The sequence below is a fragment of the Pseudomonas sp. GW-45 genome, assembly GCF_056896675.1.
The window spans coordinates 2,341,494-2,367,617 of sequence record NZ_CM167674.1 but is presented as its reverse complement, the minus strand read 5'-3'; the positions used below and the strand labels follow the sequence as shown (position 1 = coordinate 2,367,617).

Here is a 26,124-nt window from a genome sequence, read left to right as displayed (position 1 = left end):
GGGGTGAAAAAAAGTACTGTATAGTCAATCGATTGCGTTAGGAGGTGCAAATGGACGTAGCGTTTTGGCAAACCCGCTGGCAGCGGGGTGAAACCGGCTTTCACAAAAGCAGAGTGAATCCGTTGTTGAGTCGCTGGTGGCCGCGCCTGCAGCTGGCCCCGTCGGCGCGAGTATGGGTGCCGCTGTGCGGTAAAAGCCTTGATATGCTTTGGCTGCGCGAGCAGGGCCATCAGGTGCAGGGCGTTGAGTTGGCGCGCTCAGCTCTTGAATCTTTCATTGAAGAGCAACAATTAAAGCTCAGTTGGCAGCAGCAGGGTGAATTTGACGCAGCTGTAGGTGAGGGATTTGAGCTGTTGTGTGGCGACTTCTTCAATTTGGCTGCGCAGCAGCTGAGCGAGGTATCGGCGGTTTATGATCGCGCAGCCCTGATTGCCCTGCCGCCTGAGATGCGCAAAAGCTATGTCCAGCACACGCGTGCGATCCTGCCGCCCGGTTGGCAGATGCTGCTGGTAACCCTGGATTATCCGCAAGAGCAGCGAGCGGGTCCGCCGTTCAGTGTGCCGGACCAAGAAGTGCGCGCGCTCTTCTCGGGGTGTCGGGTCGAGTTGCTGGATGAACAAGATGTGCTGGCCGAGCATGCAGTGTTTGCATCCCAAGGCATGCAAACACTGGTAGAGCGCGTCTATCGTATTCAGAGCTAAACTGCGGTTGTCTTCCTTGCCTGCGGAGTCGTGATGCTGGCTGCCTTTGCTTTACTCTACAAACTGCTGCCGCTTTATGTGACTGTCGCGCTGGGCTGGCTGGCCGGACGCTATCTGGATGCCAGTGGCAAACACATTGCCGGCATCATGATGTATATAGTCACACCCTCGGTGGTGTTTGCCGGGGTGATGAACGCGCCGCTGTCGGCCGAAGTGGTGTTGTTGCCTTTTCTGACGTTCAGCCTGTGCTCGATGCTTGGACTGTTGCATCTTTTCTTTGCGAGGCGCTGGCTGCACGACGGCAGTGCCAACATGATTCCGCTGTCGGTTGGTACCGGTAATACCGGTTATTTCGGCATTCCGGTGGCGCTGTTGTTGTTCGGCGAAGAAGGGCTGAGCATTTACATCGTCTGCATGCTGGGCACCACCTTATTTGAGAACTCGGTGGGTTTTTATCTGGCCGCACGCGGGAGATTCGGCGTGCGTGACTGTGTAATCAAGGTGGCGCGCTTGCCATCGTTGTACGCTTTTTTCCTCGCGGTGTTGCTCAACTACAGTGGCATCAGTATTCCCGCTGCTTTCGTCCCTTTGTTCGACAACCTGCGCGGCGCCTACAGCGTGCTGGGTATGATGATTATTGGTATGAGTATTTTGAGCTTTCATGGCTTGGCGGGAAACTTACGATTCACTTGGCTGGCGTTCTTTGGCAAGTTTGTCAGTTGGCCTTTGGCCGCGCTGCTGTTCTGGTGGCTGGATAGCCAGTATCTGCATATCTATGACGCAGCGGTTTACCGCGCCATCCTACTGATCTCTATTACCCCAATAGCAGCCAATACGGTGGTCATTGCGACGCTACTCGATACTAGTCCACGTCAGGTGGCGGGTACTGCCTTGCTCAGTACATTGGTTGCGCTGATTTACATTCCGCTAGTGATCGCGCTGCTGTTTCCCGCCATCGTGTAGGGGCAAAGCGCCATTATTCTGTAATAAATAGTTTGGTTGTTATCGAAACGTCTAAAAACCGTTAATGCTTTGCGCCATATGGTCGATACTTGGGGTAGGGAGCCAAGCAGTTCGGGTAATGGAATCTACCTCTGACTGACCACCTTGTGATGCGTTGGTTGTATAGGGCGTCTCTTTCATCCGGAGCGCTCACGGGTTGTTTGAAGGTGTTCGGGTTGAGCTTCCAGGGAGTAGACAGAGCCGCGCGCTACGGCTCTCGCCATCGCCGTTAATAAAAGAGTGCACATACATGATTAGCCTATTTCGCAACTTGGGTTTCCGCTGGAAGCTTACCTTGCCCATTCTGGTTCTAGCCGCGCTGTTCGGTGTGCTTGGGTTTTCCGCTTTTTGGGCGGTCAACAACGTAGAAGGGCGTCTGATACGCGTTTCACAGGAGCTATTGCCACAAAGCTCTACCGTTCTCGAAGCAGACCGCGATATGTATCAGGCGCTGCAGGCGGAGCGTGCCATTCTGGCAGGTGTCCAAGGGGCTGAAGTGAGCGAAGAGCACACCAGTAACTTACAACAAGCGAGTGATCGCATTGCGAAATATGGTGCGTCGACCAGCTCCGCGCAGGGCAAAGCCTTGGCTGCGGATTTTGGTCGTGCGTTTGAGGTGTGGAAGCGTACGTCGCTGGAGAATGCCCGGATGGGCATCGCGGGTAGAGCTGATCAGGCCAACGAAATCAGCTATGGCCGCGGTTTTGAAGAATTCAGTAGGGCGCGCAACCTGATCGATCAGATGACCGAAATGGTCAATGCCGAAGCCAAACAGGAAGGCATTGTGGCCGAGAGCGAAGCTGATGCCAGCCATACTCGAGTAGCCGTGGTGTTGGGCATTGGTGCCGTAATCTGTTTGCTGATGATTATGTTTTTTCCTGGATTGATCATTACGCCTTTGAATGACCTGCTGCAGCGCATACGCGACATTGCCGATGGCGAGGGTGACCTTACCAAGCGCGTTGTTGTGCATTCCAGCGACGAACTGGGCATGCTTAGCCGCGCGGTCAACGACTTTCTTGAACAGCTGCAAACGCTGATTCGCCAAGTGGCTGAATCTACCTTGCAGGTGGCCTCCGCTTCCGAAGAAATGAGCGCAATCGCCACCGGTCAAGAACGCTTGGTGAATGAGCAGTATTCGGCAATTGACCAGGTCAGCACCGCTGCTACCGAGATGAGTGCGGCGATCCATGAGGTGGCAGATAACGCGCACAGCACTGCAGACGCGGCGAGCACCGCCGACAAGCAAGGTCATGAAGCCTCCGAAATCGTCGGGCACACGATGAATGATCTACGCCGTTTGGCGGCCGATGTTGAAGAGGCTGCGGGCGTTATCAACAACCTTGAGCAAGACACCGACAAGATTGGCGGCGTGCTCAGTGTGATCCAGGGTATCGCTGAACAGACCAACCTGTTGGCTCTCAACGCCGCCATTGAAGCCGCTCGTGCCGGTGAGCAGGGCAGGGGCTTTGCGGTAGTAGCCGACGAAGTACGTGCCCTGGCAGCTCGCACCCAAGACTCCACCCGCGATATTCAGCAAATGATTCAGAAATTGCAGAGCGGTGCCGGTCAAGCCGTTTCAGTGATGCAGCGCGGCGCCGAGTTGGCAGCGCAGAGTGTCGAGAAGGCTACAACGACAGAAGCGTCATTGGCAGAAACCTCGGCTTCGGTGATGCGCATCAATGATATGGCCGCGCAAATCGCTGCTGCCTGTGAAGAGCAGAGCCAGACCACTGAAGATATTGCACGCAATATCAGCGGCATTCGTGACCTTTCCAACCAGGCGGCGCAGTCGTCGCAGGAAAGCCGCGATGCCAGCAACGCGCTGGCGCGTCTGGCCTCCACGCTGCAGCAACAAGTCGGTCGCTTTAAAACCTGATATTCGGGTTGTAACTTGCCGACAAGCCGTTACAATAGCGCGGCCTGACATCAGCTCAGGCCGCTATGGTGACCCTGCCGGTCCCCTCGCAATGATTCGCCGTGAACCCGGTCAGACCCGGAAGGGAGCAGCCGCAGCGGTTATATCGTGTGCCGGGGTGTGGCTGGTAGGGTTGCCACCCAATATCTTTGTACTACCTTCCCCTGTTTAAATTATCTCGCTGCTCTTGGCGGTTTTCTGCTGTCGATTCGCTGTGCATTGAGCACCGCCGCGTCTCGCATTGTCGGTCCGCATTGGGTACAGTACCGGCTTGCACAATGGCCACACTGGACTGCAGAAATCCCGATGAGTTATCAGGTACTTGCTCGTAAATGGCGCCCCCGCCTGTTTCGTGAAATGGTTGGGCAGACGCACGTGCTGCAGGCGCTTATCAATGCGCTGGATAACAATCGACTGCACCATGCCTATCTGTTTACTGGCACCCGCGGGGTGGGCAAAACCACTATCGCGCGAATTCTTGCCAAGTGTCTGAATTGCGAAGTGGGTATTAGTTCAGAGCCCTGTGGTGAGTGTTCGGCGTGCCGCGAAATTGACGAAGGCCGCTTTGTTGATTTGATCGAAGTGGATGCCGCCAGCCGCACTAAAGTTGAAGATACCCGCGAGCTACTCGACAACGTGCAGTACGCGCCGTCGCGTGGGCGTTTCAAGGTTTATCTGATTGACGAAGTGCACATGCTTTCCAGCCACAGTTTCAATGCCCTATTGAAAACGCTGGAAGAGCCGCCGGAACACGTCAAATTTCTACTCGCGACCACCGATCCGCAAAAGCTGCCGGTCACTATATTGTCGCGTTGCTTGCAATTCTCGCTGAAAAACATGCCGCCGGAAAAAGTCGTGGAGCACTTACGCTACGTGCTTGCGGAAGAGACCATCAGCTTCGATGATGAATCGCTCTGGCTACTTGGCCGGGCTGCTGATGGTTCTATGCGCGATGCGCTGAGCTTGACTGATCAGGCGATAGCCTTTGGCAATGGCGCACTGAAGGTGACGGATGTGCGCAGCATGCTGGGCACCATCGATCATGGGCAGGTGTTTGGTTTGTTGGAGGCGCTGGTTGCGCACGATGCTCGTGCGTTGATGCAAGCCGTTGCTGATCTGGCCGAGCAGGGCGCCGACTTTGCCGGGGTAATGGCTGAACTGATTTCTACCTTGCAGCGCTTGGCGATTGCCCAGGTGGTGCCGGAAGCCGCTGATAACAGCTTGGGTGATCAAGCTCGTTTGCTGGAATTGGCTGGCCGTATCAGCGCAGAAGATGTGCAGCTGTTTTATCAGTTGGGCTTACATGGCCGGCGTGACTTGCCCTTGGCGCCAGAGCCGCGCGGCGGCTTCGAGATGGCGCTGTTGCGGATGTTGGCGTTCCGTCCGGGTACCTTGGGCGACGCCCCGGTAGACGCTGCCCCCGCAAGCCAAGCGGCTGTCTCTCCTCCTGGCCATGAGCCTGAACCGGAAAAGCCGGCAGGACTCAGCCCGGCCAAGGCTGAGTCCGCAAGCAGCAGGCCGCCTGATTCGCAGCAGTCAGATGCGGAGCAATCCAGCGTCGCTCGACTCGCTGCGCAGCCTTCCATTCAAGATGAAACAAAAGCTGCTGCAGTGATCGAATCAGCTGCGACTCAAGCTGTTGACTCCGTCGCAGAGATCGCCGCGCCTAACGAGCCGTTAGTAACGACAGCGCCGATACCGCAGCCCATTAATCCGCGTACGCCGGTTAAACCGCCGCAAAACGAACCGCCAGCCGAATGGTTGGAGGCGCCGCCACCGCAGGATGACGCACCCGAGCGCGATGATGACGATGAGCCGCTGGATGTTTCCCAATACCTGGGTGATTGGTCAGATGACCAGCCAACGGCGGGAACAGAGGCTCAGCAGAGCGCTAGCGATGAGATCAGTCATTTGCCGCCGGCTACCGGTTTGGCGGCTGACTGGTTGGCGTTGTTCGATCAGTTGGGTTTGTCTGGCCTGACGCAGAGTATTGCTGCGCATTGCCAGTTGGTCGCCCGCGATGCTGGAATCTGGACGCTGCATCTTGATCCAGGACATAGCGCGTTGTACAACGAGAATCATCGGTTGCGTTTACAGCAAGCGCTCATCACCCAGCAGGGCAGCGAGCTGCGGCTGGACGTTGAAGTGCAGGCACCGCAACAGGAGACGCCGGCGGTTGCTGCCGCGCGTCGCAAGGCCACCAGACAGAAGGCCGCCGAGGCGAGTATTCATGCCGATCCTATGGTCCAACGGTTGCGCAATGAATTTTCTGCCGAAATATGTGAGGGCAGCATCCGCCCGGTTGATGCGCCCGCCCTTTAACCCCAGAGGAAACAATCATGATGAAAGGTGGCATGGCAGGCCTGATGAAGCAGGCTCAAGAGATGCAAGAAAAAATGGCCAAGATGCAGGAAGAATTGGCCAATGCCGAAGTGACCGGCCAATCTGGCGCGGGCCTTGTATCGGTAGTCATGACCGGACGTCACGACGTGCGTCGGGTCAGCATCGACGACAGTCTGATGCAGGAAGAAAAGGAAGTACTGGAAGACCTGATTGCGGCCGCATTCAATGATGCAGTGCGCAAGTTGGAATCCGCGAGCAAAGACAAGATGTCCGGCATGACCGCAGGCATGAATTTGCCCGACGGTTTCAAGATGCCGTTCTGATCAGGCTACAGGCGACGTATTCATGAGTTTCAGTCCGTTAATTCGACAGATGATCGACGCGCTACGGGGCTTGCCCGGAGTAGGTCCGAAAACGGCCCAGCGTATGGCGCTGCACTTGCTGGAGCGTGATCGCAGTGCGGCGGCGCATCTGTCGAAGGCATTGGACCAGGCGCTGGCGGGGGTAGGTTACTGCCGTCGCTGCCGTACCCTGAGTGAGACTGAGCTCTGCGAGATATGTACCGATCCGCGGCGTGACGCCAGTTTGCTGTGTATTTTGCAGAGCCCCGCAGATGTGTGGGCGGTGGAGCAGGCTGGCGGTTTTAATGGCCGTTACTTTGTACTCAAAGGGCACCTGTCACCGATTGATGGCATGGGTCCTGATGAGATTGGTATTCCGGCTTTGTTGGATTGCCTTGAGGGCAGCGAAATTGCAGAGGTGATTTTGGCGACCAATCCTACGGTCGAGGGCGAAGCGACGGCGCACTATATCGCCAGCATGCTGCGTCCGCGTGGCATCAAAGTGTCGCGCATTGCCCACGGCGTGCCGCTGGGCGGTGAGCTGGAGTATATTGACGGCGGTACGCTGGCCCACGCATTGGCAGGCCGCACTCTGGTTCTTTGAGCTCCGAGCGCGACCTGTGGGTTATTCAGCCTGCCAGGTGACCGTCCTGAAAATCGCGCACTGCTTGATGTATTTCTGCTTCGCTGTTCATCACAAAGGGCCCGTATTGCACTATGGGTTCGCCAATTGGCTTGCCCGCAATCAGTAGCACACGTGCTCCCTGGTCGGCTGCCTGCATTTCTACCAGCTCGCCCTGGCCGTACCGGCCCAACTGACCAGTCTTCAGTCTCGCGCGAGCTTTTTCACCCTGCACCTCGATATCGCCATCGTACACATAGCTCATTAGCGTATGACCCGCAGGTACGGGTAGTTGCAAGCGCTCGCCCGGCGTTAGCAACAGGTCGAGATACAGCGGTTCGGTTGATTTTCCGGTAATCGCACCCTGCAGTGTGGTGTTGTTGAACTCCAGCGTACCCGCGATCAACTTAAGCTTTCCGCCATTTCCGGTAGGGTATTCTGGCACCGCGTCCGGAGGCAGATCTTGATAATGTGCAGGTTGCATTTTTTCTGCGGCGGGTAGGTTGAGCCATAGCTGGAAGCCGCGCATGGAGCCGTGGTCCTGCTGTGGCATTTCCGAATGGATGATGCCGCGTCCAGCGGTCATCCACTGCACACCGCCTGGCTCTAGCAGCCCGCGATTACCCATGTGGTCCTCATGCAGCATGCGACCTTCAAGCATATAGGTAACGGTTTCGAACCCGCGATGCGGGTGTGACGGAAAGCCACCGATGTAATCTTCCGCGCTGTCCGAGCCAAATTCGTCGAGCATCAGGAAGGGGTCAAAGCGTGCGCTGTCGCGACCGCCAAACACACGAGTGAGTTTGACACCGTCGCCATCGGAAGCAGGTTGACCGCTGATGGTCTCAAGCAGATCGCGTTTCTTAAGATGGGTCATGACGCACCTCCAAGATTAGGTTATGCGTCATTGTAGTAACAAGAAATTCGATTTAATAACGCAATTTTTGCGTCGTTTGCATCGAATCTACTGATTTATTCTGTCTGCTCGCTCTTGGGCTTGGCTGCGTTGACCGGAGTTTGCTTCTCGGCATCACCATCGAGCGCGTCAATCAGGCGCTGATAAGCTTGGCAGGCATCGAAGCTGCTGTCGGCAGGATTCTCTTCCTGCAGCTTGTTCATACGCTCGCGCAGCTCTTCCGCTTTGCCTGGATTGTTTTTTGTCATGTCATAGATAAGTTGCGCTACGACTCCAGCCTTGGCGATGGCTATTTCCGGCGTGCAAAGCTCAGGTTGCTCGGCGGTGTCAGCAGAGGCGTTGGTGGCCGACAGGCAGAATAGAGCGGCGAGCAGCAGTGCTGAAAAGTGTTTCATCATTACCTCAGGGGTGGGTATCCAGACCCTAATGGTAGCTGTATAGACGCCAGGCTCCAAGTGAGGAAGTTGTACGTTGTTATATGCGACCAAGTGCACGACACTCTAGATAGTCAAATAGAGGGCGGTAAATGAAGGGTTTGCGTGCGATTGCCTGGGGATCACTGATCTGTGTCTGCGCTAATGTGTCGCAGCTACAGGCTGCCAAGTTGAAGCTGGGATTCGGTACCAACAAGCCTCCGTACGTCTATGAGTTTGAATCGCGTGGTCTTGAGTTTGATCTGGTTGCTGCGGCGTTGCGCGAAGCGGGTGATGAAATGACCCCCTACTATGCGCCTATGGAGCGTTTGCACCTGATGCTCAAGCGTGGCGAGTTGGATGCTATAGCCACAACCAGCTCGGCCAGTGGCGTCAGTGCCTACTATTCCGACAGTTATCTCGAATACCAGAATGTTGCGGTCAGTCTAGCGGGCAACAAGATCATACTGCGCAACATTGCTGACCTTGAGGACTATTCGGTAAGCGCTTTTCAGCGTGCACGCTATTTGCTCGGGAATGAGTTTGGCGCCATGGTTAGCCGCAATCCGTTGTATCGAGAGGAGGCTCGGCAGATTACCCGCAACCTGTTGTTGTACTCGGGGCGGGTTGAGGTAGTGATCGCCGATGAGCGGATATTCAACGCGTTTAATTCAGTGGTTTCGGACCAGGTGGACGTGCAACAGCCGGTGACGCTGCACCGGCTGTTTCCGCCTACCCCTTACAGTGTGGGCTTTGTTGATAGCGCCGCGCGGGACCGTTTCAATCAGGGGCTCGCTGCTTTGCGTACCAGTGCTGACTACCAACGCATCATGGCGCGCTACCCGTCGCTCTGATGCGGCTTGGGCAGCTCAGTTGCGGCTTTTCTGCCAGTCTTTTTTGAGGCTGCTCCAGAAGGTCTTCAAGCTGAGCACCTTGTGATCAACGGCATCAATAAACTCATCCAGGTGCTCAATCAGGTCATGCTGGCTGGCATCATTGTCACTGTGGTTCGCCAGTTGGTTTTCCAGCTGGTTGAGTGATTCGCGTAGCGCTTTAATACGCTCTTCGGTTTCCTGCTTGCTGTATGGATTCATTGGGTTTGCTCCTTGCGATTTAAAGTTGACCAATGCCGATCAGCGCTAACGGCAGTACGAAGAAGGTGCCGCCGATATAGCCGGCAACATAGAGTTTGTTACGTTGTGCCAGCGTCGCCAGGCCTTCAGCGAGACGCGGTGGGATCTGGCGTAGAAACGGCAGTCCATAAATCAGCGCGATGCCGAGTAAATTGAAGAACAAGTGCACCAAGGCGATCTGTAATGCCAGCACCGCGTTATCTCCAGTAATCGCCGTGGCCGCCAGCAGAGCGGTCACGCAGGTGCCGATGTTGCTGCCGAGCGTGAAGGGGTAGACCTGGCGCATGGAAAACACGCCAGTGCCGGCCAGTGGGACGATCAGTGAGGTGGTGGTTGAGGATGACTGCACCAGCACGGTAATGATGGTGCCGGATGCCATGCCGGAGATCGGGCCACGGCCAACGCTGGCATGCATGATGTCTTTCGCGCGCCCGACCATTACCTTGCGCAGTACTCGACCGATAGCCGACACCACGAAGAGAATCATGCCGATACCGATCAAGATCAGGGCAATGCCCTGCCAGACGGAACCCGGCAACCAGGACACGCAAAACTTAAGCAGATCAATGGCCGGCGAGAGTAGGGTCTTCATCACGTTAACGCTGCCCATATCCAGACTGGCGTCGCTGACCAGCAGGCCTGCCACTACTTCTGAGCTGCGCTGCAGCGGGTGAAACAGCAGCTCAATCGGCAGCAACAAAATCACCGCAAGAATATTGAACGCGTCGTGCACCGTCGCGGCAGCAAAGGCGCGGCGGAATTCCTCGCCGTTGCGCACGTGTCCAAGCGCGACAATGGTGCTGGTCAGCGAGGTTCCGATGTTGGCACCCATGATCAAGGGGATGGCGATCTGTACCGGCAAACCGCCAGCGACCAGCCCAACAATGATTGAGGTAACGGTGCTGGAACTTTGAATGAGGGCAGTGGCAACCAGCCCAATCATCAAACCAACGAAAGGGTTGGTAGCGAAAGAAAACAGCTCTTTGGCGTTGTCGCCAGCCGCCGCTTTGAAACCGCCGCCAATTGCACCAACGGCGGCCAGCAGCAAATACACCAATACCACCACAGTGAGCCATGACAGCCACTGGCGGCTGGCCGGTTGGGTCGGTTCTTGTGATAGCGGTTGTTGTGCAACAGATGGGGCGTGATTGCTCATCCCGGACGTCCTGTATGAGTGAAGGTTTTGATAACCTCCGACTCTCTACCGCGCGCGTGCTGAACTCATGACGTTAGGATGAACTTGTGATGACAATCGGCGCAGAAGGTTAGTCTTGCGCGGCAAGAAAGTCGCGCAACATCTCCGGTGGTACATCACGTTTATGGCTGAGACTGGCGTCGCCGGTGTCTGGGTGGAACACGATAAGCAGTTCTTTACGTTCGAGCAGTTTGCGCACCTGCGCAACGCGTTGCTCAAGGCTGTCGTCAAAGCCGTTATCGGTGCCGTCACGGGTGACAAAATCCTCCAGCAAGGTTTGCAGGGTATCGGTTTCGAGCATTTGGTAAGGGATCAGCATGGGTCTACTTCTCGGATGACAGGATGAGCAGTGCTACACTCGCAGGCCTTCGATAGACTGATTGACCTGTAATGATTACTGACCCGCTATTCTACCTGTGTGCCATTCCCGCCGTCCTGCTCTATGGCATTGCCAAGGGAGGTTTTGGCGGCAATATCGCGATTCTTTCAGTCCCTCTAATGGCGATGATAGTTGCGCCGCAGCAGGCGGCAGCTATTCTGCTACCGATTCTCTGCGCCATGGATCTGGTCGCGCTGCGTACGTTTCGCGGTCGCTGGGATAAAACCAATCTGCGCATCATTTTGCCAGCGGCGCTGGTCGGCATAGCGCTGGGCGCGTTGACCTTTCGCTATCTCAACGATTCACATATCAAGTTGCTGATCGGTGGGATCGCACTGATGTTTACGCTGAACATGCTACTGCGCCGAGGCGTGACCACGCCTCGGCAGGCGAGCCGCTGGCGGGGCAGCTTTTGGGGCATGATGTCGGGTTTTACCAGTTTTGGTATTCACGCCGGCGGCCCGCCTATCAACGTATACATGCTGCCGCAGCGGCTGGAAAAAACCTTGTTGATGGGCACCATTGCGGTGTTTTTTACCGTGGTCAATTGGGTGAAAGTGCCGGCCTATGTGTATCTGGGGCAGTTCTCCAGCGAAAACTTGCTGACCTCGCTGGTGTTGCTACCGTTAGCACCGATCGGCGTGCTGCTGGGCTTCTGGATGTTGCAGCGCAGCAATGAGCAGCTGATCTATCGTCTGTGCTACATCTTCTTGTTTCTGACCGGCGGCAAGCTGTTTTACGAGGGTGTCATGGGCTTGGTCTCGGCTTGATTAGACGCTTCAAGCTGCTGTACAGGGTCTCGCTCTGGACCGGCTTGGCCAGATAGTCATCCATCCCAGCGGCCATGCCTTCAAGGCGGTGGTTATCGAGGATGTGTGCAGTCAGTGCGACTATAGGCGTCCGTTTGAGGTGTTCGCGCTGTTCATGGGCACGGATGCGCCGGGTCGCTTCAAAGCCGTCCATCACCGGCATTTCACAATCCATCAGTATGAGGTCATAGCTTTCTGGGTCATCGCGATAGGCAGAGAGAGCCTCGATGCCGTTAGCTACCATATCTACGCTGTAACCTACTTTCTCCAACAACGCGCGCACCACCAGCTGATTAACGGTGTTGTCCTCTGCAACGAGCAGATGGCCGTGGGCGTATTCTGCTCTCGACGATGGATTGACGTTGTCGGTCTCGGTCAGTGTGTCGAGCGTCTGTAGTCGGTGCAGGAGCTCACGCATCTGAATCGGTAGCAGCGGTGTGTTGTGGGCGATTAAGCCGGGCGTCGAACTGGGTAGTGCGGCGCGGTGTTCCTGCGGGCTCCGCAACAACAGCGTTGGGATCATTTCCTGTTGTGCCTGATGCAGCAGCTGGTCCAGTGGCTCGTCGGCCAGACCTTGGGTGGCGATGATCAGCAGGTCGCAATCCTGGATAGCGATTGCAGCCTCTTCAGACGCCAGAGTACGACTGGTAACTCGACAGCCTAACCGTTGTAATTGCAGACGATAGGTTAATTGAGCGCGGGGTTGCTGGGCGATTAATAGCGCGTTTGGAGCACTCGCTGCGCTGGTAATCGCAGGCTCTTCCTTATTTTGGGCTACCGGTAGTTCAAGGGTAAAGCGGAAGCAGGAGCCGTTGTCCTGTTCACTGGACAGGCTGATTTGGCCGCCCATCATGCCGATTAGCTCCTGACTGATGGTCAGTCCCAGCCCGCTGCCGCCATAACGGCGAGTGGTGCTACTGTCAGCTTGCGTAAAAGAGCGAAACAGGTTTTCGCGAGCCTCCGGGGCAATCCCTATACCGGTATCGGTGACGCTGAAAGACAACTGCCAACGTGTGTGTTGTCCCTTAATGGGTAAACCGCTTATATCCATGGCTATGTAGCCGCGCTCGGTAAACTTGAAGGCATTGCCGAGCAGGTTTAATAGCACCTGTTTTAGGCGGGTAGGATCGCCAATCAGCTGCTGGGGGATGTCGGGAGCGATGCTGCAGTATAGATTCAGGCCTTTATCCAGTGCTTGTGCCGTGAACAGGCTGGCGGTATCGGAAAGCAACTCTTCCGGGTCGAAAGCGATGGTTTCCAGCTCGACTTGGCCGGATTCCAAACGAGCGAAGTCGAGTATGTCGTTGATCACGGTGATCAGCGTATTCCCAGACTTGCGGATGGTGTCTAAGTAATAACGCTGGGTGCTATCCAAACGGGTGTCGTGCAGCAATTGCAGCATGCCCAGTACGCCATTTAGCGGGGTGCGGATCTCATGACTCATACGCGCTAAAAAACGGCCTTGCGCATGCGATTCCAGCCGCGCTTGGCGTGTTTGCTCGTCAGCCAGGTAACGTGCTTCCTTCAGAGCATTGATGCGGTCGGCAAGACCCAGTGAAAGGATAAACATTTCCACGCAAATGCCTAATTTCACCCAGGTAGTACCGTAGGTATAGCCAAACAGTTCAAAGCCTAACGAACCCGCCGTGGACAGCATCAACGAGCATAGCAGCAGGACCCAGGCGCAGGTGTAGTAGGAGCCGTAGCGGAACCCCTGGCGCCAGACGCGCAGGCCGCTGAATAGCAAAATGGCTGAACTGGTGAGTACGAACAGGCTTGCCGCTTGGTTATATAAGTCCTGGCTGATCAGTGGTAGCAACAGCATGCTCAATAGCACCAGAACTATTTTCACGCGCAGTAACCGATCAAGCATTGGAAAATGCGCAGCGGTATGCAAGAAATGGCGACTGAACTGGGTGGCGACAGCGCAATGCAGAAACATCAGGGTATAAATTGACAGCGACTGTACGGTGTTGCCAGGCGCGACCCATTTCCATAGCACGCCGTCGAAGGCGAGCATGAATAGCATCATGTTGAAGGCGTATATCAGATACCAAAGGTAGGTAACTTCGCGTAGCGATACCAGCAGAAAAAGATTGTAGGCAAAGAGCCCAAGCATGATGCCGTAAAACAAACCGGCGGCCAGGCTGCTGTTCTCTTGCGCTACAGCGTTGGCCGGCCAGGTGGAGGCGTATAGCGGCACAAACACTGTGCTGCTGGTTTCAACGCGTAGAAAAAAAGCGTTGTCCCCGGGAGCCAGGGTGATTGGTAGCCAGTGGTTGCGAACTTCTATGGGCCGTTGGGCTTCATTGATATGGTCGCCGCTTTGCTGATGCGCTACCTCATTCGCACCAAGCTGATAGAGATCCAGTTGGTCGAGCAGGTTGTAGTTGACTTCAATAACGGCGTCTTGGGGCAGGCTTGCGGGGTTGGCTAAGGTGAAACGCAGCCACCAGACCGAATGGTTTTTGCCTTGATTGACGTGCTTACTGCGGGTGATTCGCCAATCTGCTGAGCTTGTGCGCGAAAGCACCTCAGCTAGCGTCAGACTGGCGCTGGGGTCTTCTAGAATCTGCAGATGCGCGGCCAGATTAACCCGCGGCGTGCGCTCATCCAGGGTGACGGCGGCAGGTGGCGCTGAAGCAACATCGAACTGCACGGGCGTGTTAGCGGACTGTGCGGCGGTTTGCCAAAGCGTTAGACAGAAAAACAGCAGAAACAGGCGGCACTCGCGCATTGATATTCTTATCCGATCGACCCATCAACTGATTATGTTGTTTGAAATGTGATGGTGTTGGCCAAAGGCTAGCACAAGCAGCTCATTCTGGTGATAAGCGGTTGTTCGCTTTCTGACGGTCGGCACGGTCGCCGCGAATCAGATGCCGCAGCATAAAACGGCTCGGGTGAACTGCTTCGGCCAGGTCACGTGGCAAAGGCAAAGGCTCTCCCGTTATCCAGGCAGCCACGAGTTCACCGCCAAGCGGGCAACTGATTAAGCCTCGCGAGCCATGCGCCGCATTGACGTACAAATCTTCATGCCAAGGCGCTGCCGCTATGGGCTGTTGGGAGGCGTCCTTGGCGAGCACCGAATAGCGTTCAACAAAGAGTGCAGGATCGGCCATGGGTCCGATCAAAGGCAGGTAATCTGGCGCGGTGCAGCGCAGAGCTGCGCGAGCTTGCAGATCGGCAGCTTGCGAGCGGTAGTCGGCGAAACTATTAGCCAGTTGCGGCGACAGCGCCTCCAGTAGGTCAAGATTGCTCAGGTTTTCTTCTGCGCTGACCTGATTGTCTAACCGGTCGAAACGGAAGCTGGCGCCCAAATGATGTTGTGCTTGCCGGGCGGGGGAAATATATCCGTCGGCGCATAGCACTGTTTGTAAGCTGCGGCTTTCAGTGGTCACAGGTAGATGGGTAATCTGCCCGCGAATGGCCTTGAGTGGCAAATGGTTGCTTTGCGCGAAACGGGCGCTCTCGTGGGCGCAGCAGATGATGGCCACCGGTGCGCTAGCCAATGTTTCGCCCTGCTGGTTGATCACCTGCCAACGGCCGTCGACGCGCTCCAGTCGCTCTGCTTCGACCAAGGGCTTGGTGCTAATCAGCGCATGATGCGCTAACTGCCTGCACAGCGCCGGTGGATTGACCCAGCCAGCGGTTGGGAAGAATAGCCCGCCGCTCTCTACAGCCACAGCCGCCAGCTTGCTGGCTTGCTGCGCGCTAACCGCATACAGAAAGTCGCGCGGGTAGCCCTGCTCAGCCAATTGCGTTTGCCGCTCGGTTTCTTTGTGGTTTTTTGCTAGTTGGAGCACGCCGCAAGCTTGCCAACTATTCTCGGTTTGCGGCATCTCTCGTTGGAGTAGGCGCAAACTGTATTGGTAACTACCTTGAATAAACCGAGACAGCGGTGGGTGATGGGGTGACAGCTTGGCGTATAAAATGCCCTGCGGATTACCAGAGGCCTCCTGCGCCAGTTCCGCGTGCCGTTCCAGCAAGGTGACTTGCCAACCGCGTCGCGCCAGCGCGTGCGCAGTGCTGCAGCCGGCCAGACCGCCGCCGATTACCAGTGCGTGTCGCTCGCTACGAGCTGGCGGCGCTGGCCTGGCGAACCAAGGTGCTTGCCAGGCAACGGCAAATGGCTGGTTGCTTCTCTCGCCACAGAGTATCGCTGGTTTGTCATCAACGCCGTCTACCTTGCGAACGCTAAACCCGGCTGTTTGCAAGCTGCTGCGCACGTCATCAATGCCAGTGGACGTGGCCACAGTGGCGTTGTCCTTGGAAAGCTCTGCCATGCGCTGAAAAAGCGGTGGTTGCCACATATCCGGATTTTTGGCAGGCGCAAAACCGTCGAGAAACCAGGCATCGACCTTGGCATCAAGCTGCGGCAGGGTGTCGAGCAGATCGCCAATCAGCAGGGTCAGTGTTACCCGGCCGTTGGCTAGGCTGAAATGTTGCCAACCGGGCGCCAGTCCGCTGTATTGAGCCTCAAGCTGCTCAGCCAAGGCGGCCAGTTCAGGCCAGAGACTCAGCGCTTTGTGCAGGTCTTGCGCGGTAAGCGGGTATTTCTCGGCGCTGACAAAATGTAGCTGCGCGCTGGCCGGTGCTACCTGATCCCATAGTTGCCAGGCAGCGAGGAAATTCAAGCCAGTACCAAAACCTGTTTCAGCAATGCAGAAATGCGCATGAGACGGCAACAGAACCCAACGCTTGGACAGCTGGCTGTTTTGCAAAAAGATGTAGCGCGCATCGTCCAGACCCGCGTCGCAGGAGAAGTAAACGTTAGCAAATTGGGTGGAAAAGGGCTGTCCACCTGCTAACCATTCCAACTCTGCGCTGTAGGAGGTGGGCTCTGTCACTGGGTGCTCCGAAATCAGGAATTCGGAGCTATTGTAACTCTGCTAGATCGAATAGCTGTCGTCAGATTACGCTGATACTCAGCCCATATTGGGCAGTATCAACAGCAGCCAAGTAGCGAGGAATACCAGGCCGACGGTCGACCATTTTGGGTTGATCAGATTTTTCATGGCATACGCCTTTTATTTTTATTGGGCATTGGCCTCTTGTGGAGGCTTTTTCTAGGCGCCTGCCGCGGGTGACGGCTGAGCGCAAGGGGACGCGACTGATGCATACCCAATGGGGGTAAGTCGCGCTCCACAAGCTATTTATAACATGTGTTTATGTTGAGTTTAGTGATCTAAATCGCTTCTATTAGACCATTTGGCTACAAGACGTGACGCCCATGTCGCTAACTACTATGAAACCGTCATCAGCTTGTCATCTTTGTGCGCAATACGGCTTTTCTGTTGTTCTCGGGTCAGTCTAACTGATCAGTTCTTGCGGCCATGATCAGGTCGTTGCGGTGCAGACCGCCTAGTTTATGGCTCCACCAGGTAACGGTTACCTGGCTCCATTCGGTCAGCAGGGCAGGGTGATGATCTTCTTGCTCTGCGAGTGCACCCACTTGATTGGTGAAAGTCAGCGCGGCGTTGAAGTCTTTGAATGTATAAACCTTCTCAATGCGCTCGACCGAATCGACATTTTTTACTACCCAATCGGGCAATTGCGGCAACAGATTCTCTATCTGCTCCTTGAGTAGTTTTGTTGCGGCGGCGCTGCTGGTATCCAGCGATTGTTTTGCGAGATCTGACATCTGATTCTCCTGTTGAACGAAGTATGTCCAGCATAGCAGCCGGTTGTGCTTATGACGTTGCTTGCGTCAGGGCGTATGATGAGCGCTGACGCGGTTGGAGTATTGAGTTTGCGACGAGCACAGGTGATTGGCATGCGGTGGCTGAGACGTAGCCTTCGGTTTATTGGTTGGCGTGCGGACAGCACCAGCCACCGCGAAAAGGCGATCTCGGCGCTGGGTACTACGGTGTCGCTGCTGCTGGTGTACTGGACTACTCATTTCGGCTTTGGTGCCGAGGGCGCGCTTTGGGTTACTGGCTCCATGGGGGCTAGCGCGATTTTAGTGTTTGCCATGCCGCATGGCACGCTTTCGCAACCCTGGCCAGTGATCGGTGGTCATGTGCTATCCGCCACCTTTGCGGTGGCCTGCATTCAATGGTTACCAAGTAACGCGCTAATGGCTGCGCTGGTGGTGGGTGGCAGCGTGCTGGTGATGATGTACGCGCGGTGCTTGCATCCGCCGGGCGGCGCGACAGCGATGATTGTTGTGCTGGGTGGTCCCACGGTGGCCGATGCCGGGTACGGCTTTGTGCTCTACCCAATCTTGCTTGATTGCGTGATCATCGTCTGTGCCGCCATGTGTTTCAACAGCTTGTTCGAGAGCCGCCGTTATCCCTTGGCGTTGGTCAAACATGAGGTGACCCGTGCACCGGGCATCGCACCGGAAGACTTCGAGCATGCGTTGAAACAGATGAACTCCTTTATGGACATCCAATTTGACGACCTGCTGCGTTTGGTGGAACTGGCCAATGCAAATGCGCAAAGTAAAGGCGTTAGTGCCGACGAGCTGGCCGAAGGTTACTTTTACAGCAATGGCCTGCCGGGCGGGAATTGGTCGGTACGTGAGGTGCTGCAGGTAATGCACCGGCCGGGTCGAGCAGGGCGCGTGCGTTATCGCATTGTAAAAGGGCGCGGCGAGGGTGGTAATGGCATCTGTCGCTCAAGCGAATTTGTCCGCTGGGCGCGCTATCGGGTTGAAGCAGACAAAGATAGTGAGGCTTGGCATCGAGTGGTGGCCACTTGAATGGCTCGAATACCATAACAGTTTGCTGCGCAACCGCGGCTCAGCTGTCTCTATCGCGGTTGCCTGCCGCGTTTTAAAATAGTTTTCCTCCTTTTTTTCCGAGTTCCCCTCATGCATGTTGCGTCCGGTCGCTGGTTGTACGGATTTCTGTTGGCGTTGACCACCACCATTCTTTGGGGTGTTTTGCCGATCATGCTTAAGGCCGTGCTGGAGGTAATGGACCCCTATACGGTTACCTGGTATCGCCTGTTCAGCGCCGGCATTGTGCTGTTCTGCTGGCTGGCCGCCAAGCGTCGATTGCCATCTATCAAAGCGTTGTCTGTGCGCAATCGGGGCCTGCTGCTGGTAGCAGTGCTGGGTCTGGCGTTTAACTACGTGCTTTACGTGATGGCCTTGCAGCGGCTTACGCCGGGTACCATGCAGCTGATTATTCAGGTGGCGCCGGTACTGCTGATGTGTGGCAGTATGCTGGTGTTTCGTGAGCGTTTTGGCATTGGGCAGGTGATAGGCCTGTTGATATTAATTCCGGGCTTTGCGCTGTTTTTCAATCAGCGCCTCATGGAGCTGATGACGCAGCTCAGCAGTTATACGCTGGGTATTCTGATTGCGCTGGTCTCGGCGCTGAGCTGGGCTTTATACGGTTTGGCGCAAAAGCAGCTGCTGACCATCTGGTCGTCGGTGACGGTGATGATGGTGATCTATTTGGCCTGTTCATTGCTGCTCTGGCCGTTAGCTTCACCGCTAGAAATATTGCAGTTGTCGACGTTGCAGCGCTGGCTGTTGCTCGGTTGCTGTCTCAATACGCTGGTGGCTTATGGTGCTTTCGCCGAGGCGCTGGCGCACTGGGAAGCCTCGCGGGTGAGCGCCACTGTAGCCACCACGCCGCTGTTCACCTTCTCGATGGTAGCGCTGGGCTCGATGCTGTGGCCGAGCCTGATCGAGCCCGAGTTGCTCAACTCGCTGGCTTACTTGGGCGCCCTAATGGTGGTCAGCGGATCTGCCTTGATTGCGCTGGCGCCCAGCCTGATTCAAAATTTGCGTAATCGCCGCTTACGGCGGCTGAGTATCACTCCGCCGCCAAGCTCCTGATCACGCCTTAGGCGCATGCTCGCCGAGCATTAGCTCGGGTCTGACTGCGGCGTCAAACTCCGCCTCAGTCAAATACTCCAATGCGAGTGCGGCCTGCTTCAGGGTAGTGCCCTCGGTGTAGGCTTTTTTGGCTATGTCTGCCGCCTTGTCGTAGCCGATCACCGGGTTCAGCGCGGTGACCAACATCAGACTGTTGTCCAAGTGTTCGCGCATGCGCGCCTCATCCGGTTGCATGCCTTCAACACAATGCTCGCGGAAGCTGTTGCAGGCATCGCTAAGCAGACGGATCGATTGCAGCAGGGTATGGATGATCACCGGCTTGAACACGTTCAGCTGCAACTGGCCATTGCTGGCGGCAATGCTCAAGGTAGTGTCATTGCCAATCACCTGGCAGGCGACCATCGACAGCGCCTCACACTGGGTTGGGTTGACCTTGCCAGGCATGATCGAGCTGCCGGGCTCATTGGCAGGCAGGCGCACTTCCGCGAAACCGGCGCGGGGCCCGCTCCCGAGCAGGCGCAGGTCATTGGCCAGCTTCATTAATGTGACCGCCAGTTGTTTGCAAGCGGCATGCAGTTGCACCAACGGCTCATGTCCGGCCAACGCGGCGAATTTATTCTCGGCGCTGGTAAAGGGTAGGCCGGTCAGCTCAGCTACCTCACGGGCGAACTCAACGGCAAATCGTGGCGGGGTGTTCAAGCCTGTACCTACCGCAGTACCGCCCTGTGCCAGCGCTAGCACCGCAGGCATGGCCTGCTCAACGGCGTGCATGCCCATCTCCAACTGTGCAACAAACGCAGAGAGCTCCTGCCCAAAGGTGACCGGTGTGGCATCCATCATGTGGGTGCGACCAATTTTGATCAGCTGCGCATGGCGTTCGGACTGCTCCTGCAGTGCGTCGCGTAGCCCACATACCGCAGGCAGTAGTGTTTGATGCGATTGCAGTGCGGCTGCGATGTGCATCGCGCTAGGAAAGGTATCGTTAGAGCTTTGCGACTGGTTAACCTGGTCGTTCGGATGCACCGGCTGCTTGCTGCCAAGAGGCTGCCCGGCTAGCTCGTTGGCGCGGTTGGCAATCACTTCGTTGGCGTTCATGTTGCTCTGGGTGCCGCTGCCAGTCTGCCAGACAGAGAGTGGGAATTGCTCATCCAACGTGCCATCGATCACTTCATCTGCGGCGCGTTCAATCAGGCTGGCCAGCGCCGGGTCTAGTTCGCCGAGCTGGCGATTGGTGCGTGCGGCAGCTTTTTTTATCATGCCTAACGCATGCACAACGGGCAACGGAATGCGCTCCTCGCCGATGGCAAAATGAGCCAGCGAGCGCTGTGTCTGTGCGCCCCAGTAGCGCCCGGAAGCGACCTTTATCGGCCCCATGCTGTCGGTTTCGGTGCGTGTCGGCATAGTGGTTTCCCTTGTTTATCGAAATGAATGAAATGCAGCCTGTTACCGAGGTTCTTGAAGAATAGTCAGAGTTGGTCATTGCGCACTTGTTGTGCAACTTGGACCCTAACGACTCTTCGTGGTTCGCCTGTCAGCGCTATTGCTTTGGGCTACAATGGCTCCTCGTTATTTTCCGGAGGTGATCATGGGCACTACCCAACAGGCATTGGAACAGGCATTGCAGGCGCTCGCACCGAGCCACATTGAACTGCTCAATGAAAGTTACATGCACAGCGTGCCGCCGGGCTCAGAGTCGCATTTCAAGGCGATATTGGTAAGTGATCAATTCAATGGCCTGAACGCGGTTAAGCGCCACCAGGCGGTGTATCGCGTGCTTGGCCCGCTGATGCAAAAAATTCATGCTTTGGCTCTGCATACTTATACCGATGAGGAGTGGCAGGCGCGCCAACAAGCGCCGGCGTCGCCGAACTGTTTGGGCGGCAGCAAGGCTGATGGGTAAGTAGGCCGACCGCAGGCGGTTTTGCCGTCGTTAAGGGTTTGCTAGAATGCGCCGGCGACGAAGGTAGCTGGTTTACTGCTGCTGGCTCGCGCGATTTCCAAGGTGCGCCCTTTACGTGGGCGTCAACTGAATACATGAGGTAAGCATGTCTGCAATTGTTGTTGTAGCGCTCTACAAGTTCGTCTCGCTGGAAGACTATCAGGCCCTGCGCCAACCGCTGCTCGATACCCTCACTGCCAATGGTGTTAAGGGTTCTTTGCTGCTTGCCCGTGAAGGCATTAACGGTACCGTGGCGGGCCCGCGAGCGGGCATGGAGGCGGTATTAGCGTGGCTGCGCAGCGATCCGCGTCTGAGCGATCTGGACCATAAAGAGTCGCTGTGCGACGAGATGCCGTTTTATCGCACCAAGGTCAAACTGAAAAAAGAGATCGTTACCCTCGGGGTAGATGGCGTATCGCCGACCAAGCGCGTCGGGACCTATGTCGAGCCGCAGGACTGGAACGCGCTGATCAGCGATCCGGAGGTATTGTTGATCGATACTCGCAACGATTACGAAGTGTCGATCGGCAGCTTCCAGGGTGCGGTAGACCCTAAGACCAAAACCTTTCGCGAGTTCCCCGAGTACGTTAAAGCGCATTACGATCCGGCCAAACATAAAAAGGTCGCGATGTTCTGCACGGGCGGTATCCGTTGTGAGAAAGCCTCTAGCTACATGCTGGAAGAGGGTTTCGACGAGGTGTTTCACCTGAAAGGCGGGATTCTCAAATACTTTGAAGAAGTACCATCTGAGCAGTCGATGTGGGATGGAGAATGTTTTGTGTTCGATAACCGCGTGACGCTACGCCACGATCTGGCGCCGGGCTCGTTTGATCAATGCCACGCCTGCCGTCATCCGGTCTCAGCAGAAGACATGGCCTCGGTACTCTATGAAGAAGGCATCAGCTGCGCGCGTTGCTACGACAGTCTGCCGGAAAAGACCCGGCAGCGCGCGATAGAGCGGCAGCGACAGATTACCCTGGCCAAAGTGCGCAATCAGCCGCATCCTATTGGTCAACCCCAACACCTGGCCTCTCCCAACGCCAAGGTGGATTAAATTGCAACGCGTGAGGTAACTGATGAGTCAGCGCCTGATCTACGTGATGGACCCCATGTGTTCATGGTGCTGGGGATTTGCCCCGGTTATCGACGCTATTATCGAAGCTCATCCACAGTTGCCACTGCACTTGGTCGCCGGCGGCCTGCGCGCCAATCACGGCGCGCCCCTGGATGACCATACGCGTGCTGTGCTGGCTGAGCATTGGCAGGCGGTAGCGCAAGACTCCGGCCAGCCGGTCGGTGATCCACAGACGTTGCCCGCGACCTTTGTTTACGATACGGAACCGGCTTGCCGTGCTTTGGTCGTGGCTCGAGAGCTGGATGCCACTAAAGCCTGGGGGTTTGTGCACGCGCTACAGCAAGCGTTTTACGTGGGTGTAGAAGACGTGACCCATGCGGCCGTGCTGATGCGTATTGCCGAGTCTGCGGGCTATCCTGTTGACGCTTTTGGCGCGCATTTTGATCAGCAAGAGATGCGCGAAAAGACACTGGCTGACGTCAGCTGGGTCGCGGATCTAGGGATGGCGGGCTTACCGATTTTACTGGCGGAGCGAGATGGGCAGTTGGCGCTGTTGGCTAACGGCTATCAGGCGGCAGAACAGGTTTTGCCATTATTGGCGCGCTGGGTAACAGCGGGTGAGAAACGCGGTGAAGTGCTAGCCTGACCGCGAGCGAGGCGATTGAACGCTCGCAGCCAGGTTGCCTTAACTTATTTGCGCGGCGAAACCAGTGCCGGCTTTTGCTTTTCTTCCGGGGCGTTAAATAGCAGGAACAGCTGAGTTAACACGCCAGGAATGTGCTCCATCATGTCTTCGACCATATCTTGGTCTTCTGCAATTTCTGCAAATTCGGGCTCTTCGGCAAACAGACCAGAACCAACCATGACCGGCAACAGCAACTCGCTGACCATCTCTTCGTCGTTCTCGAACCAGGCTTCCTCGCGCAGAAACACACCTTCCATAAAGCCAATGCACCAGCTACGCAGATCTGAGTAGTCCGGCTCATCGCCAAGGCTCAGCTCGCACGGCAGTTCCAGGTCCTCATCGCTGGCCAGTTCGCGGGCAATGCGGGTTTTGAGTTCTTCGAGCGTGCCGACAATCTCGGCCTGCTGTTGCTCATCAGCGTAGTTGGGGGTTTCAGCGAACAGCTCTGCTAGCCACTCTTCAGAGGAAACTTCTGCAGGGCTTACTGACAGAGCGGCGAGATAGCCGCAGGCAGCCATGTAGTCCAGCGCTTCATCGTGCAGGTCATCGGCGTCCAGGAATTGCTGTAGGCGCTGGAGTTGATCATTAAATGACATGGGACACCTCTCTATGATTATTCCGGCATTTTACGCATGCCCCCGGACAATTGCCAAAGACGTTATACTCGCCAGCCCATGAGCTGGTCCTGATCTACATAGGAGTTCCATGCGCGCGCAAGCTCTGCAACAACTACGTGACGTTTTTGGTTACGGTGAATTCCGTGGCCAACAGGCCGATATCATCGATCAGGTAGCCACCGGTGGCGACGCCCTGGTGCTGATGCCCACTGGCGGCGGCAAGTCCCTGTGCTTTCAAGTGCCAGGATTACTGCGCGAGGGTTTGACGGTGGTGGTCTCACCGCTGATCGCTTTGATGGACGATCAGGTTGCCACTCTGCAGGAATTGGGGCTGCGCGCGGCAGCGTTAAACTCTACCTTGAGCGACGATCAGCAACGTGAGATTGCTCGGCAGATGCGCGCCGGCGAGCTGGATTTTCTCTACATGGCACCCGAGCGCTTGCTCAAAGCGCGCACCCTGAACTTTCTGCAGTCTCTGAAAATCGCCCTATTTGCCATTGACGAGGCGCACTGCGTTTCGCAATGGGGTCACGATTTTCGTCCGGAATATCTGCAGCTCGGTCAGCTCAATGAGCTGTTCCCGGGTGTGCCGCGTATGGCGCTCACCGCTACGGCTGATGAGCGCACCCAAGGCGAGATAGTTCAGCGCCTTAAGCTGGAAAGCGCGGCCTGCTTTATGTCGGGCTTTGACCGCCCTAATATTTTCTATCGCATCGTGCCCAAGGATAAGCCGCGTCAGCAGTTGCAGCAATTTCTGAAAGGTCATCGAGGCAACGCCGGTATTGTCTACTGCCTGTCGCGCAAGAAAGTAGAAGAAACCGCGAGCTGGCTGCGTGATCAAGGCTGGCCAGCGTTGCCCTATCACGCCGGTTTGCCGTCCGAGCTGCGAGCCACTCACCAGAAGCGCTTTCTCAATGAGGAAGGGCTGATCATGGTGGCGACCATTGCTTTTGGCATGGGCATCGACAAATCCAACGTGCGCTTTGTGGCTCATTTGGACTTGCCGAAAAGTATCGAAGCTTATTATCAAGAGACCGGGCGCGGCGGGCGTGATGGGTTGCCGGCAGATGCCTGGATGGCTTACGGCCTGCAAGACGTGTTGATGCTTAATCAAATCATGGCTAACTCCGACGGTGATGAGCGCCATAAGCGTATTGAGCGCCACAAACTCGACGCCATGTTGGCGCTCTGTGAGATGACCGGCTGCCGTCGTCAAGCATTGCTGGGCTACTTCGGTGAAGAGTTGGCTGAGCCCTGCGGCTATTGCGATAACTGCCAGGAACCGGTTTCTACCTGGGATGGAAGCGAGCCGGCGCGCATGGCGTTGTCTACCGTTTATCGCAGCGGCCAGCGCTATGGCGTGGGGCATCTGGTTGATATTCTACTGGGCCGCGACAACGAGAAAATACGCACATCGGGGCATCAGCATCTGTCTACCTACGGGATTGGTAAGGCACTGGCTGAGACCGAGTGGCGTTCGGTATTTAGGCAATTGATCGCACGCGCCTTGGTTGAAATCGATATTGATGGCTTTGGCAGTCTGCGCTTGTCGGACAGCTGCCGGCCTTTGCTGCGCGGCGAAGAAACCTTACTGCTGCGCAAAGACGTAACGCGCACCAGTGCGCCTATGGGCAAGCCAGGTAACAAGCCGGTGATTGCCGATGCTGATCGCGAGCTGTGGGAGGCCTTGCGGGTCAAGCGCAAGCAACTGGCTGAAGCTCACGGTGTGCCGCCTTATGTCATTTTTCCGGACAGCACCCTGGTCGATATGCTCCGGCAGCGCCCCGCCAACCTTCAGGACATGGGGTTGGTCAGCGGTATTGGCTCGCACAAACTGGAGCGCTATGGCGCGGATTTCCTGCAGGTGTTGCAGAGTACTGGCGGTGCTGGTGACTCGGCCGAGCAGGGTGGGCAGGCGCAGGCACATGAGATCAACGCGCTGGTGCTGTCAGGCATGAGTGCTGAGCAGGTAGCGCTGCAAGTGGGCAAACCCCTGCGGCAGGTGTACGGTCAGTTAGCTCAAGCTATCGCCACGGGTGACCTCACGCTGGAGCAGGCAATTGATATTGGCCCGGCCCAGTTGGAGCGCATTCAGGACGCTTTTCTCAACCATGATGGCGAAGACTTGCCCGGCGTGCGCACCTTGGCACGTGAGCTGGACGAGGCCGTGGACGAGGGCGTATTGCACTGTGTCCGGGCGGCCTTGGTGGCGGAAATCAGCAGTTGAGTTACGCGTGCAAC

The 26,124-nt window shown here is 56.3% G+C and carries 24 protein-coding genes, 1 other RNA gene and 1 pseudogene; 16 read left to right on the top strand and 10 right to left on the bottom strand.

What is annotated here, in order from left to right:
• Window positions 1–50: 50 nt before the first annotated feature.
• The 8 genes and pseudogenes from AC1XYH_RS10735 to recR all read left to right on the top strand — a co-directional run bounded on the left by AC1XYH_RS10735 (window position 51) and on the right by recR (window position 6,909).
• Entirely contained in the window at window positions 51–701 is a 651-nt protein-coding gene (locus tag AC1XYH_RS10735; RefSeq protein ID WP_483323186.1) for a thiopurine S-methyltransferase, read from the top strand.
• Window positions 702–734: 33 nt separating this feature from the next.
• Entirely contained in the window at window positions 735–1,664 is a 930-nt protein-coding gene (locus AC1XYH_RS10730; RefSeq protein WP_483323185.1) for an AEC family transporter, read from the top strand.
• Window positions 1,665–1,953: 289 nt separating this feature from the next.
• A pseudogene (locus AC1XYH_RS10725) lies at window positions 1,954–2,676 on the top strand (MCP four helix bundle domain-containing protein); the annotation flags it as partial.
• A gap of 18 nt (window positions 2,677–2,694) precedes the next feature.
• On the top strand, window positions 2,695–3,582 hold the full coding sequence (locus tag AC1XYH_RS10720; protein ID WP_483326357.1) for a methyl-accepting chemotaxis protein: 888 nt from the start codon (window positions 2,695–2,697) through the stop codon (window positions 3,580–3,582).
• A gap of 75 nt (window positions 3,583–3,657) precedes the next feature.
• Window positions 3,658–3,754, top strand: an RNA gene (gene ffs / locus AC1XYH_RS10715) — signal recognition particle sRNA small type.
• A 173-nt stretch (window positions 3,755–3,927) separates the two neighbouring features.
• A complete protein-coding gene (gene dnaX, locus AC1XYH_RS10710; RefSeq protein ID WP_483323184.1) occupies window positions 3,928–5,943 on the top strand; it encodes a DNA polymerase III subunit gamma/tau in 2,016 nt (671 codons plus the stop codon).
• A gap of 17 nt (window positions 5,944–5,960) precedes the next feature.
• Window positions 5,961–6,287 carry a YbaB/EbfC family nucleoid-associated protein gene (locus AC1XYH_RS10705; RefSeq protein WP_483323183.1) on the top strand — a complete coding sequence of 109 codons (327 nt, stop codon included), beginning with the start codon at window positions 5,961–5,963 and terminating at the stop codon, window positions 6,285–6,287.
• Between the two features lie 22 nt (window positions 6,288–6,309).
• Window positions 6,310–6,909, top strand: a complete 600-nt coding sequence (recR, locus tag AC1XYH_RS10700; RefSeq protein WP_483323182.1) for a recombination mediator RecR — start codon at window positions 6,310–6,312, stop codon at window positions 6,907–6,909.
• Between the two features lie 25 nt (window positions 6,910–6,934).
• On the opposite strand, the gene AC1XYH_RS10695 is transcribed toward recR, so the two are convergent.
• On the bottom strand, window positions 6,935–7,804 hold the full coding sequence (locus tag AC1XYH_RS10695) for a pirin family protein (RefSeq protein WP_483323181.1): 870 nt from the start codon (window positions 7,802–7,804) through the stop codon (window positions 6,935–6,937).
• Between the two features lie 95 nt (window positions 7,805–7,899).
• Complete coding sequence (locus AC1XYH_RS10690; protein WP_483323180.1) at window positions 7,900–8,241, bottom strand: hypothetical protein; 342 nt, start codon at window positions 8,239–8,241, stop codon at window positions 7,900–7,902.
• A 128-nt stretch (window positions 8,242–8,369) separates the two neighbouring features.
• Here AC1XYH_RS10690 and AC1XYH_RS10685 point away from each other — a divergent pair, with 128 nt between their 5' ends.
• A complete protein-coding gene (locus tag AC1XYH_RS10685; RefSeq protein ID WP_483323179.1) occupies window positions 8,370–9,110 on the top strand; it encodes a substrate-binding periplasmic protein in 741 nt (246 codons plus the stop codon).
• Between the two features lie 15 nt (window positions 9,111–9,125).
• Here the strand turns inward: AC1XYH_RS10685 and AC1XYH_RS10680 are convergent, their stop codons facing one another.
• From AC1XYH_RS10680 to AC1XYH_RS10670, 3 genes are all read right to left on the bottom strand, one after another.
• Window positions 9,126–9,350 (bottom strand): hypothetical protein, encoded by a 225-nt coding sequence (locus AC1XYH_RS10680; RefSeq protein ID WP_483323178.1) that lies wholly within the window; start codon window positions 9,348–9,350, stop codon window positions 9,126–9,128.
• Between the two features lie 19 nt (window positions 9,351–9,369).
• Window positions 9,370–10,545: a Na/Pi symporter gene (locus AC1XYH_RS10675; protein WP_483323177.1), complete on the bottom strand. Its 1,176-nt coding sequence runs from the start codon at window positions 10,543–10,545 to the stop codon at window positions 9,370–9,372.
• 109 nt (window positions 10,546–10,654) lie between these two features.
• Complete coding sequence (locus AC1XYH_RS10670; RefSeq protein WP_483323176.1) at window positions 10,655–10,903, bottom strand: YheU family protein; 249 nt, start codon at window positions 10,901–10,903, stop codon at window positions 10,655–10,657.
• 71 nt (window positions 10,904–10,974) lie between these two features.
• On the opposite strand from AC1XYH_RS10670, the gene AC1XYH_RS10665 reads away from it, so the two are divergent.
• Window positions 10,975–11,733 carry a sulfite exporter TauE/SafE family protein gene (locus AC1XYH_RS10665; RefSeq protein WP_483323175.1) on the top strand — a complete coding sequence of 253 codons (759 nt, stop codon included), beginning with the start codon at window positions 10,975–10,977 and terminating at the stop codon, window positions 11,731–11,733.
• Here AC1XYH_RS10665 and AC1XYH_RS10660 read toward each other — a convergent pair.
• The 3 genes from AC1XYH_RS10660 to AC1XYH_RS10650 form a co-directional block, all read right to left on the bottom strand.
• Complete coding sequence (locus AC1XYH_RS10660; protein WP_483323174.1) at window positions 11,711–14,509, bottom strand: 7TM diverse intracellular signaling domain-containing protein; 2,799 nt, start codon at window positions 14,507–14,509, stop codon at window positions 11,711–11,713. The two genes, AC1XYH_RS10665 and AC1XYH_RS10660, sit on opposite strands and share 23 nt — an antisense overlap.
• Window positions 14,510–14,591: 82 nt before the next feature.
• Window positions 14,592–16,622, bottom strand: a complete 2,031-nt coding sequence (mnmC, locus tag AC1XYH_RS10655; RefSeq protein WP_483323173.1) for a bifunctional tRNA (5-methylaminomethyl-2-thiouridine)(34)-methyltransferase MnmC2/FAD-dependent 5-carboxymethylaminomethyl-2-thiouridine(34) oxidoreductase MnmC1 — start codon at window positions 16,620–16,622, stop codon at window positions 14,592–14,594.
• Between the two features lie 458 nt (window positions 16,623–17,080).
• On the bottom strand, window positions 17,081–17,416 hold the full coding sequence (locus AC1XYH_RS10650) for a 4a-hydroxytetrahydrobiopterin dehydratase (RefSeq protein ID WP_483323172.1): 336 nt from the start codon (window positions 17,414–17,416) through the stop codon (window positions 17,081–17,083).
• Window positions 17,417–17,548: 132 nt separating this feature from the next.
• Here AC1XYH_RS10650 and AC1XYH_RS10645 point away from each other — a divergent pair, with 132 nt between their 5' ends.
• A complete protein-coding gene (locus AC1XYH_RS10645; protein ID WP_483323171.1) occupies window positions 17,549–18,478 on the top strand; it encodes an HPP family protein in 930 nt (309 codons plus the stop codon).
• Window positions 18,479–18,589: 111 nt separating this feature from the next.
• Entirely contained in the window at window positions 18,590–19,567 is a 978-nt protein-coding gene (locus AC1XYH_RS10640) for a DMT family transporter (RefSeq protein WP_483323170.1), read from the top strand.
• Here the strand turns inward: AC1XYH_RS10640 and fumC are convergent, their stop codons facing one another.
• The gene (fumC, locus tag AC1XYH_RS10635; protein ID WP_483323169.1) at window positions 19,568–20,968 is read right to left on the bottom strand and encodes a class II fumarate hydratase; all 1,401 of its coding nucleotides are present in this window, start codon (window positions 20,966–20,968) and stop codon (window positions 19,568–19,570) included. It lies immediately after the preceding gene.
• A gap of 184 nt (window positions 20,969–21,152) precedes the next feature.
• Between fumC and AC1XYH_RS10630 the strand changes: the two genes are divergently transcribed.
• The 3 genes from AC1XYH_RS10630 to AC1XYH_RS10620 all read left to right on the top strand — a co-directional run bounded on the left by AC1XYH_RS10630 (window position 21,153) and on the right by AC1XYH_RS10620 (window position 23,227).
• A complete protein-coding gene (locus tag AC1XYH_RS10630) occupies window positions 21,153–21,467 on the top strand; it encodes a BolA family protein (protein ID WP_483323168.1) in 315 nt (104 codons plus the stop codon).
• Between the two features lie 145 nt (window positions 21,468–21,612).
• Entirely contained in the window at window positions 21,613–22,560 is a 948-nt protein-coding gene (gene trhO, locus AC1XYH_RS10625; protein ID WP_483323167.1) for an oxygen-dependent tRNA uridine(34) hydroxylase TrhO, read from the top strand.
• Between the two features lie 22 nt (window positions 22,561–22,582).
• Window positions 22,583–23,227 carry a DsbA family protein gene (locus AC1XYH_RS10620; protein WP_483323166.1) on the top strand — a complete coding sequence of 215 codons (645 nt, stop codon included), beginning with the start codon at window positions 22,583–22,585 and terminating at the stop codon, window positions 23,225–23,227.
• Between the two features lie 44 nt (window positions 23,228–23,271).
• On the opposite strand, the gene AC1XYH_RS10615 is transcribed toward AC1XYH_RS10620, so the two are convergent.
• Window positions 23,272–23,862, bottom strand: coding sequence for a YecA/YgfB family protein (locus AC1XYH_RS10615; protein WP_483323165.1), 591 nt, complete (start codon window positions 23,860–23,862; stop codon window positions 23,272–23,274).
• Between the two features lie 109 nt (window positions 23,863–23,971).
• Between AC1XYH_RS10615 and recQ the strand changes: the two genes are divergently transcribed.
• A complete protein-coding gene (recQ, locus tag AC1XYH_RS10610; protein ID WP_483323164.1) occupies window positions 23,972–26,110 on the top strand; it encodes a DNA helicase RecQ in 2,139 nt (712 codons plus the stop codon).
• Window positions 26,111–26,124 lie beyond the last annotated feature (14 nt).